The sequence below is a fragment of the Mucilaginibacter sp. R-33 genome (genome assembly GCF_049949235.1).
Taxonomy (GTDB): domain Bacteria; phylum Bacteroidota; class Bacteroidia; order Sphingobacteriales; family Sphingobacteriaceae; genus Mucilaginibacter.
Genome location: NZ_CP188089.1, coordinates 1,827,226 through 1,842,873, shown reverse-complemented (window position 1 = coordinate 1,842,873; position 15,648 = coordinate 1,827,226). Strand labels below are relative to the sequence as shown.

At 42.7% G+C, this 15,648-nt stretch carries 16 protein-coding genes; 8 read left to right on the top strand and 8 right to left on the bottom strand.

Annotation, left to right across the window (positions count from 1 at the left end):
* Positions 1–68: 68 nt before the first annotated feature.
* Positions 69–1,307 (bottom strand): M16 family metallopeptidase, encoded by a 1,239-nt coding sequence (locus ACP26M_RS07785; protein WP_426587678.1) that lies wholly within the window; start codon positions 1,305–1,307, stop codon positions 69–71.
* 123 nt (positions 1,308–1,430) lie between these two features.
* On the opposite strand from ACP26M_RS07785, the gene ACP26M_RS07780 reads away from it, so the two are divergent.
* On the top strand, positions 1,431–1,994 hold the full coding sequence (locus ACP26M_RS07780; RefSeq protein ID WP_426587676.1) for a hypothetical protein: 564 nt from the start codon (positions 1,431–1,433) through the stop codon (positions 1,992–1,994).
* 138 nt (positions 1,995–2,132) lie between these two features.
* Here ACP26M_RS07780 and ACP26M_RS07775 read toward each other — a convergent pair whose 3' ends face one another.
* The 4 genes from ACP26M_RS07775 to gpmA form a co-directional block, all read right to left on the bottom strand.
* The gene (locus ACP26M_RS07775) at positions 2,133–2,477 is read right to left on the bottom strand and encodes a phosphoribosylpyrophosphate synthetase (protein ID WP_090525677.1); all 345 of its coding nucleotides are present in this window, start codon (positions 2,475–2,477) and stop codon (positions 2,133–2,135) included.
* 177 nt (positions 2,478–2,654) lie between these two features.
* Positions 2,655–4,265: a hypothetical protein gene (locus ACP26M_RS07770; protein WP_218117147.1), complete on the bottom strand. Its 1,611-nt coding sequence runs from the start codon at positions 4,263–4,265 to the stop codon at positions 2,655–2,657.
* 424 nt (positions 4,266–4,689) lie between these two features.
* Positions 4,690–5,175 carry a hypothetical protein gene (locus tag ACP26M_RS07765; protein ID WP_090525680.1) on the bottom strand — a complete coding sequence of 162 codons (486 nt, stop codon included), beginning with the start codon at positions 5,173–5,175 and terminating at the stop codon, positions 4,690–4,692.
* An 89-nt stretch (positions 5,176–5,264) separates the two neighbouring features.
* Complete coding sequence (gpmA, locus tag ACP26M_RS07760; RefSeq protein ID WP_426587673.1) at positions 5,265–5,954, bottom strand: 2,3-diphosphoglycerate-dependent phosphoglycerate mutase; 690 nt, start codon at positions 5,952–5,954, stop codon at positions 5,265–5,267.
* A gap of 178 nt (positions 5,955–6,132) precedes the next feature.
* Here gpmA and ACP26M_RS07755 point away from each other — a divergent pair, with 178 nt between their 5' ends.
* The 5 genes from ACP26M_RS07755 (at position 6,133) to ACP26M_RS07735 (ending at position 9,736) form a co-directional block, all read left to right on the top strand.
* A complete protein-coding gene (locus ACP26M_RS07755; protein ID WP_426587671.1) occupies positions 6,133–6,723 on the top strand; it encodes an acetate uptake transporter in 591 nt (196 codons plus the stop codon).
* Positions 6,724–6,746: 23 nt separating this feature from the next.
* A complete protein-coding gene (locus ACP26M_RS07750) occupies positions 6,747–7,130 on the top strand; it encodes an SRPBCC domain-containing protein (RefSeq protein WP_090525689.1) in 384 nt (127 codons plus the stop codon).
* Between the two features lie 58 nt (positions 7,131–7,188).
* Positions 7,189–7,965, top strand: coding sequence for an HAD-IIA family hydrolase (locus tag ACP26M_RS07745; RefSeq protein ID WP_090525692.1), 777 nt, complete (start codon positions 7,189–7,191; stop codon positions 7,963–7,965).
* Between the two features lie 313 nt (positions 7,966–8,278).
* Positions 8,279–9,295: a serine hydrolase domain-containing protein gene (locus ACP26M_RS07740; RefSeq protein WP_373613828.1), complete on the top strand. Its 1,017-nt coding sequence runs from the start codon at positions 8,279–8,281 to the stop codon at positions 9,293–9,295.
* Between the two features lie 18 nt (positions 9,296–9,313).
* Complete coding sequence (locus ACP26M_RS07735) at positions 9,314–9,736, top strand: acyl-CoA thioesterase (RefSeq protein ID WP_090525696.1); 423 nt, start codon at positions 9,314–9,316, stop codon at positions 9,734–9,736.
* Between the two features lie 9 nt (positions 9,737–9,745).
* Here ACP26M_RS07735 and xerD read toward each other — a convergent pair whose 3' ends face one another.
* Positions 9,746–10,645 (bottom strand): site-specific tyrosine recombinase XerD, encoded by a 900-nt coding sequence (xerD, locus tag ACP26M_RS07730; RefSeq protein WP_426587667.1) that lies wholly within the window; start codon positions 10,643–10,645, stop codon positions 9,746–9,748.
* A gap of 40 nt (positions 10,646–10,685) precedes the next feature.
* Between xerD and aroQ the strand changes: the two genes are divergently transcribed.
* Together aroQ and ACP26M_RS07720 are read left to right on the top strand one after the other, a co-directional pair.
* A complete protein-coding gene (aroQ, locus tag ACP26M_RS07725) occupies positions 10,686–11,105 on the top strand; it encodes a type II 3-dehydroquinate dehydratase (RefSeq protein WP_188831937.1) in 420 nt (139 codons plus the stop codon).
* Between the two features lie 79 nt (positions 11,106–11,184).
* A complete protein-coding gene (locus tag ACP26M_RS07720; protein ID WP_426587665.1) occupies positions 11,185–13,731 on the top strand; it encodes a mechanosensitive ion channel family protein in 2,547 nt (848 codons plus the stop codon).
* On the opposite strand, the gene ACP26M_RS07715 is transcribed toward ACP26M_RS07720, so the two are convergent.
* Together ACP26M_RS07715 and ACP26M_RS07710 are read right to left on the bottom strand one after the other, a co-directional pair.
* Entirely contained in the window at positions 13,703–14,740 is a 1,038-nt protein-coding gene (locus ACP26M_RS07715) for a glycosyltransferase family 2 protein (RefSeq protein WP_426587663.1), read from the bottom strand. The two genes, ACP26M_RS07720 and ACP26M_RS07715, sit on opposite strands and share 29 nt — an antisense overlap.
* Positions 14,737–15,621, bottom strand: a complete 885-nt coding sequence (locus tag ACP26M_RS07710) for a lysophospholipid acyltransferase family protein (RefSeq protein ID WP_426587661.1) — start codon at positions 15,619–15,621, stop codon at positions 14,737–14,739. Before ACP26M_RS07710 ends, ACP26M_RS07715 begins: the two co-directional genes overlap by 4 nt.
* Between the last annotated feature and the right edge of the window lie 27 nt (positions 15,622–15,648).

Sequence of the window (15,648 nt, the reverse complement as noted above, 5' to 3'; positions counted from 1 at the left end):
AAAGATTTCCTGATCCGAATAACTGTATGCATCAGGGCAATTCTAAAATCCTTTCAATCAGGGTTCTTTTATTTCTCCGCCAGATAAATAAGCGTTGATGAATTATCTTTTATGAATAGTTTATTGGCTTGTGCTTTTACCTGGGCCGCGCTTACAGCAAGATATTTTGCTGTTTCATGGTTGATCAGGTCAGCATCGCCCAGCAATTCAAATGAAGCCAGGTTCATGGCCTTATCCAATAGCGACATTTCGGAAAATATCATGGTTGACTCGGTTTTGTTCTGAACTTTAGTAAGTTCATCTGCCGGGATCTCCTCAGTTTTTATTTTCTCCAGTTCCTCCCATAATGCAGTCTCTGCCTGTTCAATGCTGATGCCATCGAGCGGTTTGCCTTCTAACACAAACATGCCTTTATCCAAACTGCCGGTAATATAGGCATGCACCTCGCTAAAAATCTGTTTTTCCTTAATCAGCGATTTATATAACCGTGATGAATTGCCGCGCGAAAGAATATCCGAAAGCAGCTCTACCACATAGTAATCTTGATCTGTGCGGGCCCCCATCTGAAAAGCGATATACACATCATTGAGTGGTACTTTGGCGGTAACCGTTTCGCGGCGGGCTTCCTGCTGTTCAGGTTCCTGGGGAAGGCTGCGGTGATATCTTTCGCCGGCCGGGATCGGAGCAAACCATTTTTCGGAGAGCTTTTTTACCTGTTCAGTTGTTACGTTACCTCCTACTACCATAATGGCGTTTTGTGGGTTATAATGTTTTTTGAAGAACGCTTTTACGTCTTCGATTTGTGCATCCTCGATATGTTTGATGGTTTTGCCGATAGTCGCCCAACGATAAGGGTGTTTTTTGTAAACCAGCGGACGAAGCTTTAACCAAACATCGCCGTATGGCTGATTTAAGTACCGCTGTTTAAACTCCTCTATAACTACGTTACGCTGCACCTCAAGGCTTTTTTCGCTAAAAGCAAGGCTCAGCATCCGGTCACTCTCCAACCAAAATGCGGTTTCCAGGTTAGCCGATGGCAGAGTGATATAATAGTTGGTGATATCGTTGCTGGTAAAGGCATTATTTTCACCTCCTACCCTTTGCAGTGGTTCGTCATAAACAGGGATATTGACTGATCCGCCAAACATGAGATGCTCAAACAAATGGGCAAAGCCGGTTTGTTCAGGATCTTCATCGCGTGCACCAACATCATATAAAATGTTAAGCACCGCCATTGGCGTTGTATTATCTTCATGCACAATAACCCTAAGGCCATTGTCAAGTGTGAATCGGTTGAATTTAACCATGTATCTCTTAAATTTTTAATACGGATAGCAAATGTATAACTTTTGATGACATTGAAAGTGAATGCCAAAAATGAACAAGTGTTTTAGGTTAGGCCCCGGTATTTTTTTACTTTTAGGCTACCAATGACCCGCGACGAACTTACCCAAAAAATAGCGAATACCATAGGCAAACTCAAAGTGCTTGAATTAAGCCGTATTTTGACGGAACAACAGTTTGATTTGCGCGACCTGATAGAGATTACCTTTCATGCTGATAAACCCCTCGGGTTCCGTGCGGCGTGGCTCCTGGAAAACATGTTTTTAAAAGACCCTGAGGTTTTTACCAATAATCTTGAATATTTGATTGAACGGTTACCACAGGTTACCAATCCAGGCTGCCAAAGGCATTATGCTAAAATATTGATGCACGCCACCGAAGAAAAAGAACAATCGTCGGTAAAACAAAAACTGAACAGCATCGATCTTGAACCAGCGGTTGAGCAGCTTTTTGACTGGATGATAGATCCAAAAGTTAAAATAGCGGTGAAAGTATTTGCTGGTTGGGCTTTGTTTAATTTGCGGCACCGTTACCCCTGGGTGGCCGATGAGCTACCGGCCCAGCTTGAATTTTTAACGCGTAATGGTACGGCGGCTATCCAGTCGGCAGGAAAAAAAATGACGAAGGAATTGAGATCTAAGCCTCTCTAATCCCCCGAAGGGCAGACGTTTAAAAATTGGCTGTTATATTAAAAGCCAAAAGCCGCCAACAAATATCCCGCTGTCCCTACAGAAATATTTGTCACCGACTTTTAACTTAAGATTTTTGACTTAAGACTTTCGACTTACTTACGCCGTGGGCCTGTCGTCGCCGTGCAGGTTATGACTTACCTGCCCATGATGCAATTTGGCAGCTAACGCGGATGAGCTATCATCGGCATAAGTACCATATGCATTTACCAGCACTCCTTTTAAGTTATATTTTGATGATGATACAGCGTATACTATCGACATATCCGATGGATTACTTGGACCTTCAAAGCGGTAAAACTCATCGATCTCAAAGTCATCGGCGGTCATCCTGATATCTTTTTCTTTATCATCAATAGTATCGCCATCAAGGCTAAGGTTGGCCGTATATCCCCTCTTCATGAGGTCATTAGTGGCATCCACTAAGGTTTCATAATTTTTCATGGTGAAGTTTTTGTATAGGTAAAACAGAAGATGAGTTCATTGATCACCTTCGTATAATATATAACTGCAAAAGCAACTAACTTGTTTGAAGCGGGGTAATAAAAAAGTCCGGTTGCCACGGGCAACCGGACTTAAACTAACAAATGAAAATTCTCCCGTTCTAAGGTTATTTTATGCTTACTGGGCTTTGGCCAGCCAGAATGAAGCATTTAAATGAAATGACGAATGCGAGGTATATCCTGACGGAGCATCACCCGACCAACCATTAAACAGGTTATCGCCTGTATCACCTGTGCCGTCATCGGCGTCCGAGCTGTCGCCGATCCAAACAACACGGCCGCTTCCATAGGTTGCCAATAATGCCATAGCGTTGGCATTGCCACCATTGGTAGCGCTGTTACGCCAGAATAAGCCCTGTACGGTTGAGTTGTTGGCCGGGAACAAGGTTGCTGTAGAACCATCGTAGAAAGCCATTTTTGAAGCAGTACCTGCCGCACCATTCAGCACTTTTTGCGCATCGGCATTGGAGCCGGTATAAACGTTGGTTGACGGGCTTTCGTTGATATCAACATAATTTACACTAAAGCCGAAAGGGTTGTTGTTATTGATGCCATTGTTGGTCATTAAGTCATTCCAAACCCTTGGCGAATCATAACCATCACCATCGCGGTCTGAAGGATTGTAGCCATTAGCATCGGTACCGGCAGTTGTTGCCGCCGTATGATCAGCTATCATAAATAAACCACCACCGTTTGCTACAAAGTTCATCAAAGCAGTTTTCTCGGCGGCAGTAAATAAGCGGTTAGGTTCGCAAACAACAAATACATCGTAATTGCTCAAATCCTGGGCTCCACCGCCGCCATAAGTGATGGCAGTGCCTACAGGTAACGATTCAACCAGTTCGCCTCGTTTTACCAATTCTACAGCCCATGCTGAAAGAGCGCCTTTCCAATAAGTTTCGGTAGTAGATGAAGTAATACCTGTGTATGACGGAGTAGGAATGCGTTGTGCCTTGGTTTCGGTAGTGGTACCGCCTGTGTAAATAGCAACCTGCTCAGTGCCGTCGGCATCTATTTGCCAGTCGGCGCTGCCTGCATTTTCCAGGTGACTTGCATCAAACAGGAATTTTTTGCCTGTAAGTACAGTACCCCCGCCTGTACCGCCGCCGCCGTTATCATTAATGGTGATATCATCAATATTGATACGGTTGGTGCCGCCGGATAATTTACGGATCTCTAAACGTACATTACCGGTTTGTGTAACAGTAAAAGTTGATGTAGTAAGGGTTGCAGTAGTAGTAATTGCTGAGCCGGATTGCGTCCAGGACGAACCTCCGTTAACAGAATAAAACAATCCCCATGTGCTTGGAGTATCGCCGTTATAAGTTGCACTTTTAATAGTAACAGTACTTATGCCGGTAGTAACATCAAACAACATGGTAATTTTACCGGTATTGCGTACACGGGCACTCCATGAGCCTGCTTTTTGATCTGCTGCGAGATTACCGATCAGGGCATCATACATATTCCATGAACTGCCGGATAGGGTAACATTGTCGCCGCTTGATGAACCGGTTGGTGATACATCATAAGCAGTTTTTGGACTGGTTGCGCCAACTTCAAAACCCTGTGTTAAGGACACAGCTAAGGTTTTAATCGTTTTTGCACCGGTTGCAGTTTGATCAGCATCTTTCAATGCAGGCATCTGGCCATTTTTCTGACAGCTTGCCAGCATGCCTGTTGCGGCAGCGGCCAATACCCACATACGTAGATTAGTAAGTTTTAGCATAATGATTTTTTTAGGTTTTAATGTATAAGTTAATAATGTTAAATTATACGGTAAAGCTGCACAAAGGTTAATTCGTAATTATTGCTATTTCATTAACTTATTGTTAAGTAAACCTTGAAACTTTTTACATTTATATAAAGTGTTCCATTTTCAGAAGCGGAACATTGTGGAATACTGCGCATTTATGTTACCACTGGTTATCAACAACTTAAGTGGTTCAAAAAGTGAAAGGTAACTATATTGCTAATAATCAGATATTTAAGATTTTTGGCCTTTTTTTTAGTGGAACACCCTTTGGTCATACACATCAGGTGTGGACAACCCATGGTTGAAAGAGTTTTGACAACGGTTAACATATGGCCGGCCGCAAACAAAAAAAGCGTCCAAAAAGGCCGCTCTTTCAATACATTAAAGTTGTTCAAATTTATTTGGCAAAATAAGCCCCTATCCTTTTGGCAAATGCCACGGTAATTATGCCGATAAATATTTTTGCCCCTGCCGATATTACACTGCTTTGTTCATTAACGTTAGCAAGCGTATACAGGTGATATAAAAAATCAGGGATAGTGCCAACTAACAATAACCCTCCTATTATTACCAGGGATATTTCGTAGATGACTTTTCGTTCGGCAAAAAGTTTCGCGTTTTCCTGGTAATCACTTTCATTAGTGATCCAGCGGGTGATCCTTTTAGTACCGGCAATTAACAGCACCGCCAATATGATCAGGAAAATAAAGTTTAACCCGTTTACCAACAAAAGGTTTCCCTGATCGGCAGGCTGCTGTTCGGCAGGGGAACTTGCATGGTTACCGATAAAAGTGATCAGGCCGGGAAGTTTAGAGATATCGGCCACCAACAGGTATATACCCAGTATTTTAATGGCGACCTCATAGATGTCGGATTTTTTCATTCGTCTTAATTAGGGATTAATTGGTTTATGGCTTACAAGATAAACAATTGTGCTACATAAAAAAGAGAAATGAAGATCCGGAGGATAAATTATTCCAGGTAATAATGCCTGATCCTGTTTAAATCCCCATCAAGTTCATAAACCCAGGGGGTAGCGGTAGGGATTTCCAGCGAAGTGACTTCCTTATCATTTAAATTATCAATATATTTTATAAGCGAACGCAGGCTGTTACCATGTGCCGCTACAATAACCTTTTGATTGCGGCGCAAGGCCCTGACAATTCTTTCGTTCCAAAAGGGCAATACCCTATCCATAGTTTCGCTCAGGTTTTCGGTCAGCGGGAGCTCACGCTCGGTCAGGTCCTTGTACCTGAGATCATGACCCGGATAGCGCGCATCATCTTTGGTTATAGCGGGCGGGTGTTCATTAGGGTCGCGCCGCCATTTTAACACCTGTTCTTCGCCGTATCGGGCAATGGTTTCATCTTTATTTAACCCTTGTAAGGCACCATAAAACCGTTCGTTCAACCGCCATGATTTTTCGACGGGGATCCATAAATGATCAAGTTCTTCCAAAATATAATGGAGCGTTTTAATGGATCTCTTTAAATAAGATGTAAAGCCGATATCAAAATTGTAGCCGTTTTTATTAAGGATCTTTCCGGCGAGATGGGCCTGTTCGTAACCTTTTTCTGACAGGTCGACATCTTCCCAGCCTGTAAATCTGTTTTCCTGATTCCAGGTACTCTCTCCGTGGCGTATTAATACTAATTTTTGCATAGGTAGGTGTCTCTAAATCTCTCTTCAAGAGAAAAATTTTATTGTTGTTGTTTAAAGCCCATCTGCCGGCAGGGGTTGAATTGGGTTAATGCAAAAGTAGGTTAAGGGTGTGAAAAACTTGCTTAATATTTATAAATCAGTTAGCTTGCGGTACAAACCATATAAACTAAAACCTATTATGATCCCTACCACACCAGTACCAGTGAAGGATGGCATTGCCAACCCCGCGCCACTTGGCCTTTGCGCTTTCGGAATGACCACCGTTTTATTAAACATTCACAATGCCGGTTTTTTTGAAATGAACACCATGATATTAGCTATGGGCATATTTTACGGCGGTTTGGCGCAAGTTATTGCCGGTGTTATCGAAGCTAAAAAGAACAATACCTTCGGGCTGACAGCATTCACTTCGTACGGATTTTTCTGGCTTTCATTAGTGGGCCTGTTGGTAATGCCCAAATTTGGCTGGGGAACTGCGCCATCTGAAGGTGCCATGATCGCTTACCTAAGCATTTGGGGTTTATTTACCCTGCTGTTGTTTTTTGGAACATTGAGGCTTAACCGTGCGCTGCAATTTGTTTTTGCATCGTTAACTATTTTATTTTTCCTGTTAGTGGCTGGTGATGTTACAGGCAATGCGGGCATTAAACACCTGGCCGGTTATGAAGGTATCATTTGCGGGGCATCGGCTATTTACACAGGTATGGCTAATGTTTTGAATGAGATTTATGGAAAAACCGTTTTGCCGATTGGCCCGGTGAAGGTTTAAATTATTTGAGCTAAATTGCGCGGGTGAAAGATTATAAAAAATATTACAGCATACCGGCCACTCCCGAAGAGATATACATGGCCATCACCAACCCGGTTACAATTGAATTGTGGACTGGCGAAGTCGCCGAAATGTCGACAGAGCCCGGTACCGAATTTTCTATGTGGGATGGCAGTATCGTGGGTAAAAACGTCGAGTTTGAACCCAATAAAAAGGTGGTTCAGCAATGGTATTTTGAAGGACAAAGCGATAATTCTATCGTTACCATCAAATTACATGCTGATAAGCAAGGCACTTCGGCCGAGTTAAGGCACACCAACATTCCCGATGATGATTATAATGATATTGTTGACGGGTGGAACGAGAGTTACTTTGGCGGCCTGATCGATTTTTTTGAGGGAGCTTAAAACACCGGGTATTCAACACCACCTCTTTAATAAAACAAAACATTTATAATTTATACGCATGAAACAAGGTCTTTTAATTGATATGGATGGTGTGATTTACAGCGGCGAAGAACTGATACAGGGCGCTGATAAATTCATCAAACACCTTATTGATAACGATATACCATTTGCCTTTATGACCAACAACAGCCAGCGTACCAGCCTGGAGGTTGTACGGAAACTTAAAAGATTGGGAATAACTGTAGAAACAAAACATATTTATACAAGCGCCATGGCTACCGGGAAATTCCTGGGCGATCAAAGCCCCAACGGTACCGCTTTTGTGCTTGGCGAAGGTGGCCTATTGAGCAGTTTGCACGAAAACGGCATCACACTTGTTGATTCCGACCCGGAGTTTGTTGTCTTGGGCGAAGGCCGCAACTTTACATTGGAAATGGTGCAGCGTGCGGTCGACATGATCCTGGCGGGCGCCAAGTTTATAACCACCAACAGGGACCCATCCCCTAAAAAACCGGGCTGGAACAATTTGGGTATTGCAGCTACAACAGCCATGATAGAGGAAGCTACCGGCCGTAAGGCTTTTGTAACCGGCAAGCCAAGCCCGGTAATGATGCGCTCGGCAAGGAAATTCCTGGGCCTTGAAACTGCCGAAACCACTGTAATTGGCGATACGATGGAAACTGATATCCAGGGCGGTGTACAAATGGGATATAAAACTATCCTGGTGCTATCCGGTATCTCCAGTAAAGATCAGTTGAGCCATTACGCGTTTAAACCGGATATGGTAGCGAGCTCGGTTGATAAGATAGTTTTTCCGCTTAAGTGGTGGTCATAAAATAGATTCTATATCCTCATCGAAAAGCGGACGATCCACAAAATCGTCCGCTTTTTGTTTTTAGATGTTTTAATAGACAGGCAGAAATCCGGCAATGAGGTGCGGCGTTTAAAATGTAAAATAACCTGTAACGAAATCTTTAATGTTCGCGTCCCATTTAAAAACTTACTTTATGCAAAACATGCGATCTTCTCAGATACACAATAAATCTACCTGGTTGCTTATACTTACCTGTTTAGTTTTGTCCGGGCTCATCTGCAACTTACAAGCACAGATCATAAGCCCAGCCGGGAAACTTATCAGTAACACTGCTATGGATGCTTTTTTGAAAAAACAAATGGATTCGTTGCAGCTCCCGGGGGTATCTATCGCATTTATAAATAAAGGTAAGATAGTTTATCACCGGGCTTTGGGTATAAAAGATATTAAAACAAAAGCGCCTGTAGACGAGCAGTCGATTTTTGAAGCAGCCTCACTTTCCAAACCAATATTTACTTATTGGGTTTTAAAAATGGCAGATCGCGGAATATTAAGCCTGGATACTCCTTTGTATAAATATCTTCCCTATCCTGATATCGCACATGATGAGAGATACAAACTAATCACCGCCCGGATGGTGCTTTCTCATCAATCCGGGTTACCAAACTGGCGCTTCTTTCCCGCTGATTCCGCGCTGCACGTTAAACCCGGGAACCTTTACTTGAAATTTACACCCGGCACCTCATTTTTTTATTCGGGCGAGGGTTTTCTTTACCTGGGCAAAGTGATCGCTCATCTACTTAACCGGTCATTGCAAAATATTGAGCCGGTATTTGAACAAGAAGTAACCGTTCCCCTGCACATGGCCCACAGTTCGTTCACTGCTAATCCCTATATCCTGAAGCACAAGGTCTCAGGTCACCAGGAGGGGCATGTAGATCCTGTTGGTGGGTCAAATTGGCCGGTGTTACCATCTTTGCAGATAGATTCAAATACTTTTAACCCGGCGGCAACACTGCATACCAATGCTTTGGACTATGCAACTTTCATCATAGCCTTAATGAAAGACAAAGGGTTGAGCAAGAACAGCATCCGGGAAATGTTCCGTCCGCAGTTAACTGTTCCGCTTGCCGAAGATTTCCGCAAGGCAGGTTATTCAACCTGGGGGCTGGGCATAGCAATTGCACAAAGCCCGGTGGGTACGTTTTACCTGCATTCGGGCAATAACGGTAATTTTCAATCTGGCTTCCTGATGGATAAGGCCCGGCAGTCCGGCTATGTATTTTTTACCAATTGCGATCACGGGAACACTTTTAATGAGAAACTGGAGGCTTTCCTTTCGCTTAAATAGGTTTACTATATTTGCTGCATGGATACACCACTCCAACTTTCCACTTTTGAATCTGAGTTTCGCGTACGCCCCGATGATATCGACATGTTTCAGCACGTACATAACAGCAAATATTTTGATTATGTACTGGCTGCGCGTTACGACCAGATGGAGCGTTGCTATGGAATGGCGATGGAAAAATTTATGGAACGCGGCTTCGGGTGGGTAGTACGTACCGCCCATGTGGATTATAAACGTGCTTTAACCATGGGCGATTACTTTATTGTGAAAACCGGTATTGAAAGTATTGACGACAAAGGCTGCCGTGTGAAGTTTACCATCACCAATAAAGCCACTAAAAAGATCTGCTGCGATGGTTGGTTTGATTATGTGATGATTGACATGGCTACCGGACGCGGTGCAAAGATCCCTCAGGATGTAATTGATCAGTACCTCATCTGATCGCCCGTTTTAGCTCCGCGGATGGAATTGGCTGATGGTGCTTTTTAAATACTCCCTGTCTAAATGGGTATAGATCTCTGTTGTGGTGATACTTTCATGTCCCAGCATCTCCTGTACTGCCCGTAAATCGGCGCCCCCTTCAACCAGGTGTGTGGCAAAGGAATGCCGAAAGGTATGCGGACTTATCTTTTTCTTCAATCCGATGGTTTCAGCCAACCCTTTGATGGTTAAAAAAATAATCTGCCGGCTTAACCTTGTGCCGCGCCTGTTCAGGAAAACATAATCCTCCTCACCTCTTTTTATTGGGTTATGTACCCTTACATTTTCTATCCAGATCTTCAGCGCTTTTATAGCTTCGCTGCCTATCGGCACCAATCGTTCCTTATTGCCTTTACCGGTCACCTTTATAAATTCAATATCAAGGTACAGGTTGGAGAGTTTCAGTTCGGTAAGCTCGGATACACGCAGGCCTGAACCGTATAGAGTTTCCAGGATGGCTTTGTTTCGCATGCCTTCGGGTTTGGATAGGTCTAAGGCAGCTATAATTTTGTTGATCTCTTCATAGCTCAATGTATCCGGCAGTTTACGCCTGATCTTGGGCGATTCGAGCAGTTCTGACGGGTCAGATTTAATAATATCTTCCATCAGCAAGTATTTATAAAAAGCTTTTATGCCCGAAAGAATCCTGGCTTGCGATGAAGGGATCATACCCAGTTCATTTATCCAGTTAATGAACCCGCGCAAATCAGTTAAAGTAATTAATTCTGGCTTTAGTTTAACTATCTGTGAATCTGAATATTGATATAATTTTTCTATATCTCTGCTGTAAGCTTCGATAGAGTTGTCGGATAGCGACTTCTCTAATTTTAAATATGCCTGGAAACCTTTTATTGCCGAACGCCAATCCAATTGATTTTAGTTTTGATGATTTATAGCTAAGTTTGAACTAATGAAGATACAAATTATAAACGGCCCCAATTTGAACCTGTTAGGCGTTCGCGAAAAATCAATTTATGGCGATGCCAGTTTTGAAACCTATCTTGAAACCCTGCGCCAACGCTATGCAAACATCACCATTGATTATTATCAAAGCAACATTGAGGGCGAAATTATAAATAAACTGCATGAAATTGGTTTTAGTTACGATGGTATTGTAATAAACGCCGGCGCTTATACCCATACCTCCATTGCTATTGCAGATGCAATTTCTGCCATCAATACCCCGGTTATTGAAGTGCATATATCCAACGTGCACAAGCGCGAGCAGTTCAGGCATAAATCAATGATAGCGGCCAGTTGTCGTGGTGTAATTGCGGGTTTCGGGATGGATAGTTATCGCCTGGCCATTGAAAACCTGTCGCTTAAATAATATTAAAATATTTTATCGTTTTGATAAAACGCTTTTGGTGTAAAAGCGTTTAAACATTGCTTTCAGCTTATTGTTCCAGATGCTTAAAATATTCAGGGTTGCCGCGCTAAGTTTGCTTTTTGTTACGCTGTTATTCAGTGTTGATGCATTTGCCCAAGCCAAAAAGAAAAGGTCAAAATCGGTAAGAGACTCGCTCCGCGCCTCTATCCTTTCGCGCGATTCGATGATGCGTGCGCTCAAACGCTCGGATACATCGGTAAATAACCTGCTGCAAAAAGTTGAATATTATACATCTGCCTTTAACCAGATCAAAAGCAACCTGTCAAAAAAGTTAGACACGGCAGAGATCAGCACTAAGCTACCATCATTTGAAAGGCGGATTACGCTCATCAAATCGCTTATTGATAATGATAAATCGAGCACGTTAAGGTACCTGTATACCATCAGGGATGTGCTTACCCGCAGTGATGACCAGCTTGACCTTTGGCAGGAGCAGCTTGCAGATATCAACAGTAAACTTGTTCAAAATCAAAACGATCTGGACGCCATATCGCGCGATAGCGTTTTAAAAATCCTGCCTGCTGATAGTTCGCTGGCTACTACCTATCTCATCCAAAAAATAGCAATCGACAGCAAATATCACCGCTTGGACACTACCAACAAAAAGGTGATGGTAAAAGTAGGCCTGCTGCAAAACCGCACCTCGGCTGTTTATATTTCGATACTTGACCTCAAAGACCAGATTGATACCAAGATCAGGGATTTCAGCATCAGGGCGATGTCTCAAGAGTATAGCAACATATGGAACATGAATGCTGATGAAGGCAGCGATTTCGGCCCGGCAACAAAAGCTACGGCCGATATGAACGCCAAGCTGTTCAACTTTTTTATAGGTCGGGATATCCTGATCCATCTTTCTGGCCTGGTGGTTCTATTTGTTTTTTTTGCCTGGGTCCGCGCCAGTCGCCGTAGGATCATACGTGATAACGATGCGCCCGAAAGTGTGTTTGGCCAGGCCAATTACGTTGTAAATTATCCGTTTGTATCCTCAATTGTTTTAACTTTTACGTTGCTGCCAAACGTTTATGATCACCCGCCGGTAATTGTATTGGAGATGTTTTTATTGGTGCTAATGATTGCCCTGCTTTACCTCATAAAAAAGGCATGCCCTGCAACTATGTTCCGTTATATGCTGCAGCTATTTGGCATCACTATTATTTACAGCCTGAGCAATCTTTATATCCAGGTAACCAATATCGACAGGGTAGTTATATTAATTTCAGGCCTCGCTGCATCGGTAATAAGTTTCAGGTTTTTATCAGAAGTGCGCAAGGCCAGGGCTGATTACCTGCCTTATACCGGCTTTATATTGAAGGTTTTCATATTTCTGCAGGGAGCATCTTTTTTATGTAATGTTTTCGGCAGGGTGAGTTTGGCTAAAATCATTGGTGTTAGTGTAGTTTATAACCTGTGGCTTGCCCTTGCTATGTATTACATAGTGCATATCATTATGGAAGCCTTGTTCCTGCAACTGGAAGCCGGTAAAAAGAGCAACAACCTAACTTCTTTTATCGATTATAAATTAATGCAAAATAAGTTCAGGAGTGTGCTGAGCATATTGGCTACCTTGCTATGGCTGGTAATGCTTACCCAAAACCTGAACGTTGAAGATACCGTATTTGATTACCTGGGCGATTTTCTGACCAAAAACCGCAGCATCGGGGGTACCAATACCCAGTTCACGTTTCAAAGCGTGATCATATTTGTGGCCGTGATCTGGCTGTCATCTATCGCGTCAAAGATAATCAGCTATCTTTATGATATTGCAGCCAAGCATGCCAATGATATTGATGTAGCCAAGAAAAAGAACCGCACCTCTACCCTGCTTATCCGTATCGGGGTAATTGCTTTAGGCTTCTTCCTGGCCGTAGCTGCTTCAGGAGTGCCTATTGATAAGATTACTATCATTATCAGCGCCTTTGGTATTGGTATTGGTTTTGGCTTACAGAATATCGTTAACAACCTCGTATCGGGTTTGATACTTGCTTTCGAGAAACCGATCCAGGTTGGTGATATTATTGAAGTTGACAGCCGTTCGGGTACTATTATGGATATCGGCATCCGTGCCAGTAAAATTGCTACCGCCGATGGCGCGGAGGTAATTATCCCTAACGGCGACTTAATATCTCACCACGTAATTAACTGGACCTTAAGTAATAACAATCGCCGGGTTGAACTGATTATTGGGGTAGCATATGGATCAAACATTGAGCAGGTTAAGGCAATATTGTTAAATTTATTAACTAACCATGATGATATCATGAACCAGCCATCGCCTTCTGTATTCCTGCATAATTTAAATGAAAGCTCGGTTGATTTCAGGGTGTTTTTCTGGGCAGCCGATATCAACACCTGGCTTGGACTTAAGAGCCGCGTATTAGCCGATATTTACGATGCATTTAACAGAGAAGGAATCGACATTCCATTCCGCCAGCAGGATGTACGGGTGATATGGCCTAAGGGTTTGCCACCTATTAAGGTCGAGGCGCCCGGCATAATCAACGAAGCAGCAGAACCGGAACAGGGTACAGATGCCGCTAAAACTCCGAAGGATCAAGATCAGTAAAATGAGTTTTCTTTTTAACAAAGAAATCCCAAACAATACTGCCCCTGTATATACCTTTTGTGTTTTGTACCGCGTTACCTTTCGCCTTTAGCTTTTCGCTTTTAACCTTCTTAAAGAGGCTTAACACAAAGCTTTGGTGTGCCCGGCTTACTGCCCAGGCATCTTTGCGTTTACCTTCCATCAAAAACCTGAACAAGGCCAGTAGATCCATTATAAAGCGGATGCTGATCACCCAAAACGCCCGCCAAAATGGAAGGTTCTTTTTTATAAGCAGCAGGTTATTCCTGAAATTGAGATAAGTCTTAAACGGATTTTCGGCATTTAACGTACCGCCGCCAACGTGATATATGGCTGATTGCGCGCAATACATTACTTTATAACCCATGTTTTTTAAGCGCCAGCAAAGGTCGATCTCTTCCATATGGGCAAAAAAGCTTTCATCAAAGCCACCGGCTTCATCCCAAATGCTTTTTTTGATAAACAAAGAAGCTCCCGATGCCCAGAATACCTCACCTGATTGCTCATATTGACCGTTATCCTTTTCCAGCTCGTAAAAGATTCTGCCACGGCAAAAGGGATAGCCGTGCTTATCAATAAAGCCACCGGCAGCGCCGGCATGTTCAAAGTATTCTTTTTGTGCGTATGACCGGATCTTTGGAGCAGCAGCAGCAATTAAACCATCGCTTTCCATTAATTCGATAACAGGTTCGATCCAGCCGGGGATTACCTCCACATCCGAATTAAGCAGGATATAATAATCAGCATCAACCTGTGCCAGTACCCGGTTATAACCTCCTGTAAAACCGTAGTTTTTATCATTTTGGATAATCCTTACCGATGGATAGTTTGCGCGCATAAACGCTACTGAATCATCCGAAGAAGCGTTATCCCCCATAACGATATCCAGGTTAGGATACGTTGAGGATAATACCGAAGGGAGAAATTGTTTAAGGTACTTTATGCCGTTCCAGTTTAAAATAACTACAGCAACTTTAGGTGTATGGGTCATCTATGTAAATCCTCCGGCTTAAACTTCCATCTTCGGTGCGACCATAACCAGTATTGCGGTTCTCTCCTGATCATTCCCTCAAGGTATTTCACATGCATATCTGTTATTTCGTGTTCGGCAGTTTCTTTTGGTGTTTCGGTAAGTGGGATTAGCGTATATTCATAATATCCGCGTTTTACCCTTTTCATGTCGTAAAAAACAACAGCGGCGTCAATTGTTTTGGCAATCTTTTCAATACCCAAAAATACCGCGGTTGGCTGATTTAAAAAATTGGTGAAATAGTTTACCTCATGCATCACCGGAGTTTGATCACCAACAAGCACACTAACGGTAAGTTCCTTACGGTATTCAATCATTTTACGCAGTGTTTGCTTCATAGCAACCGGCTGCCCACCAAACCTTGAACGGATCTTAATGAAAAAATCATCAAACGTTTTGTTAGACAGGTTTTTGTAAATGATCATGAACCTTTTATCGGTAACAAAGTTGAAATTTAGGGCTGCCATTTCCCAATTGCAATAATGGCCGGCAACTGCAATAATACTTTTACCTTTAGTAAAGTATTCAAACACCAGGTCGGAATTGGTAGCCACTACCCTTTTCCGGATCTGTTTTTCTGATACGGTGATCATTTTAATGGTTTCCACTATCAGGTCGGCCAGATAACGATAGTATTTTCGTTCAATATCACGGCGCTCCTGATCTGTTTTTTCGGGAAAGGAATTGCGGAGGTTTTGCTGCACTACATCACGGCGGTAATGAACAATGTAGTAAATAATAACAAATGCGATATCGGATAAAATGTATAAAAACCAAAAGGGAAGCAACGATATAAGGTATAAAATTAATATCCCTAACTTAGTAAAACCCTTTTTTATCATTATTTTAGCCAATTTTGAGCACAAACA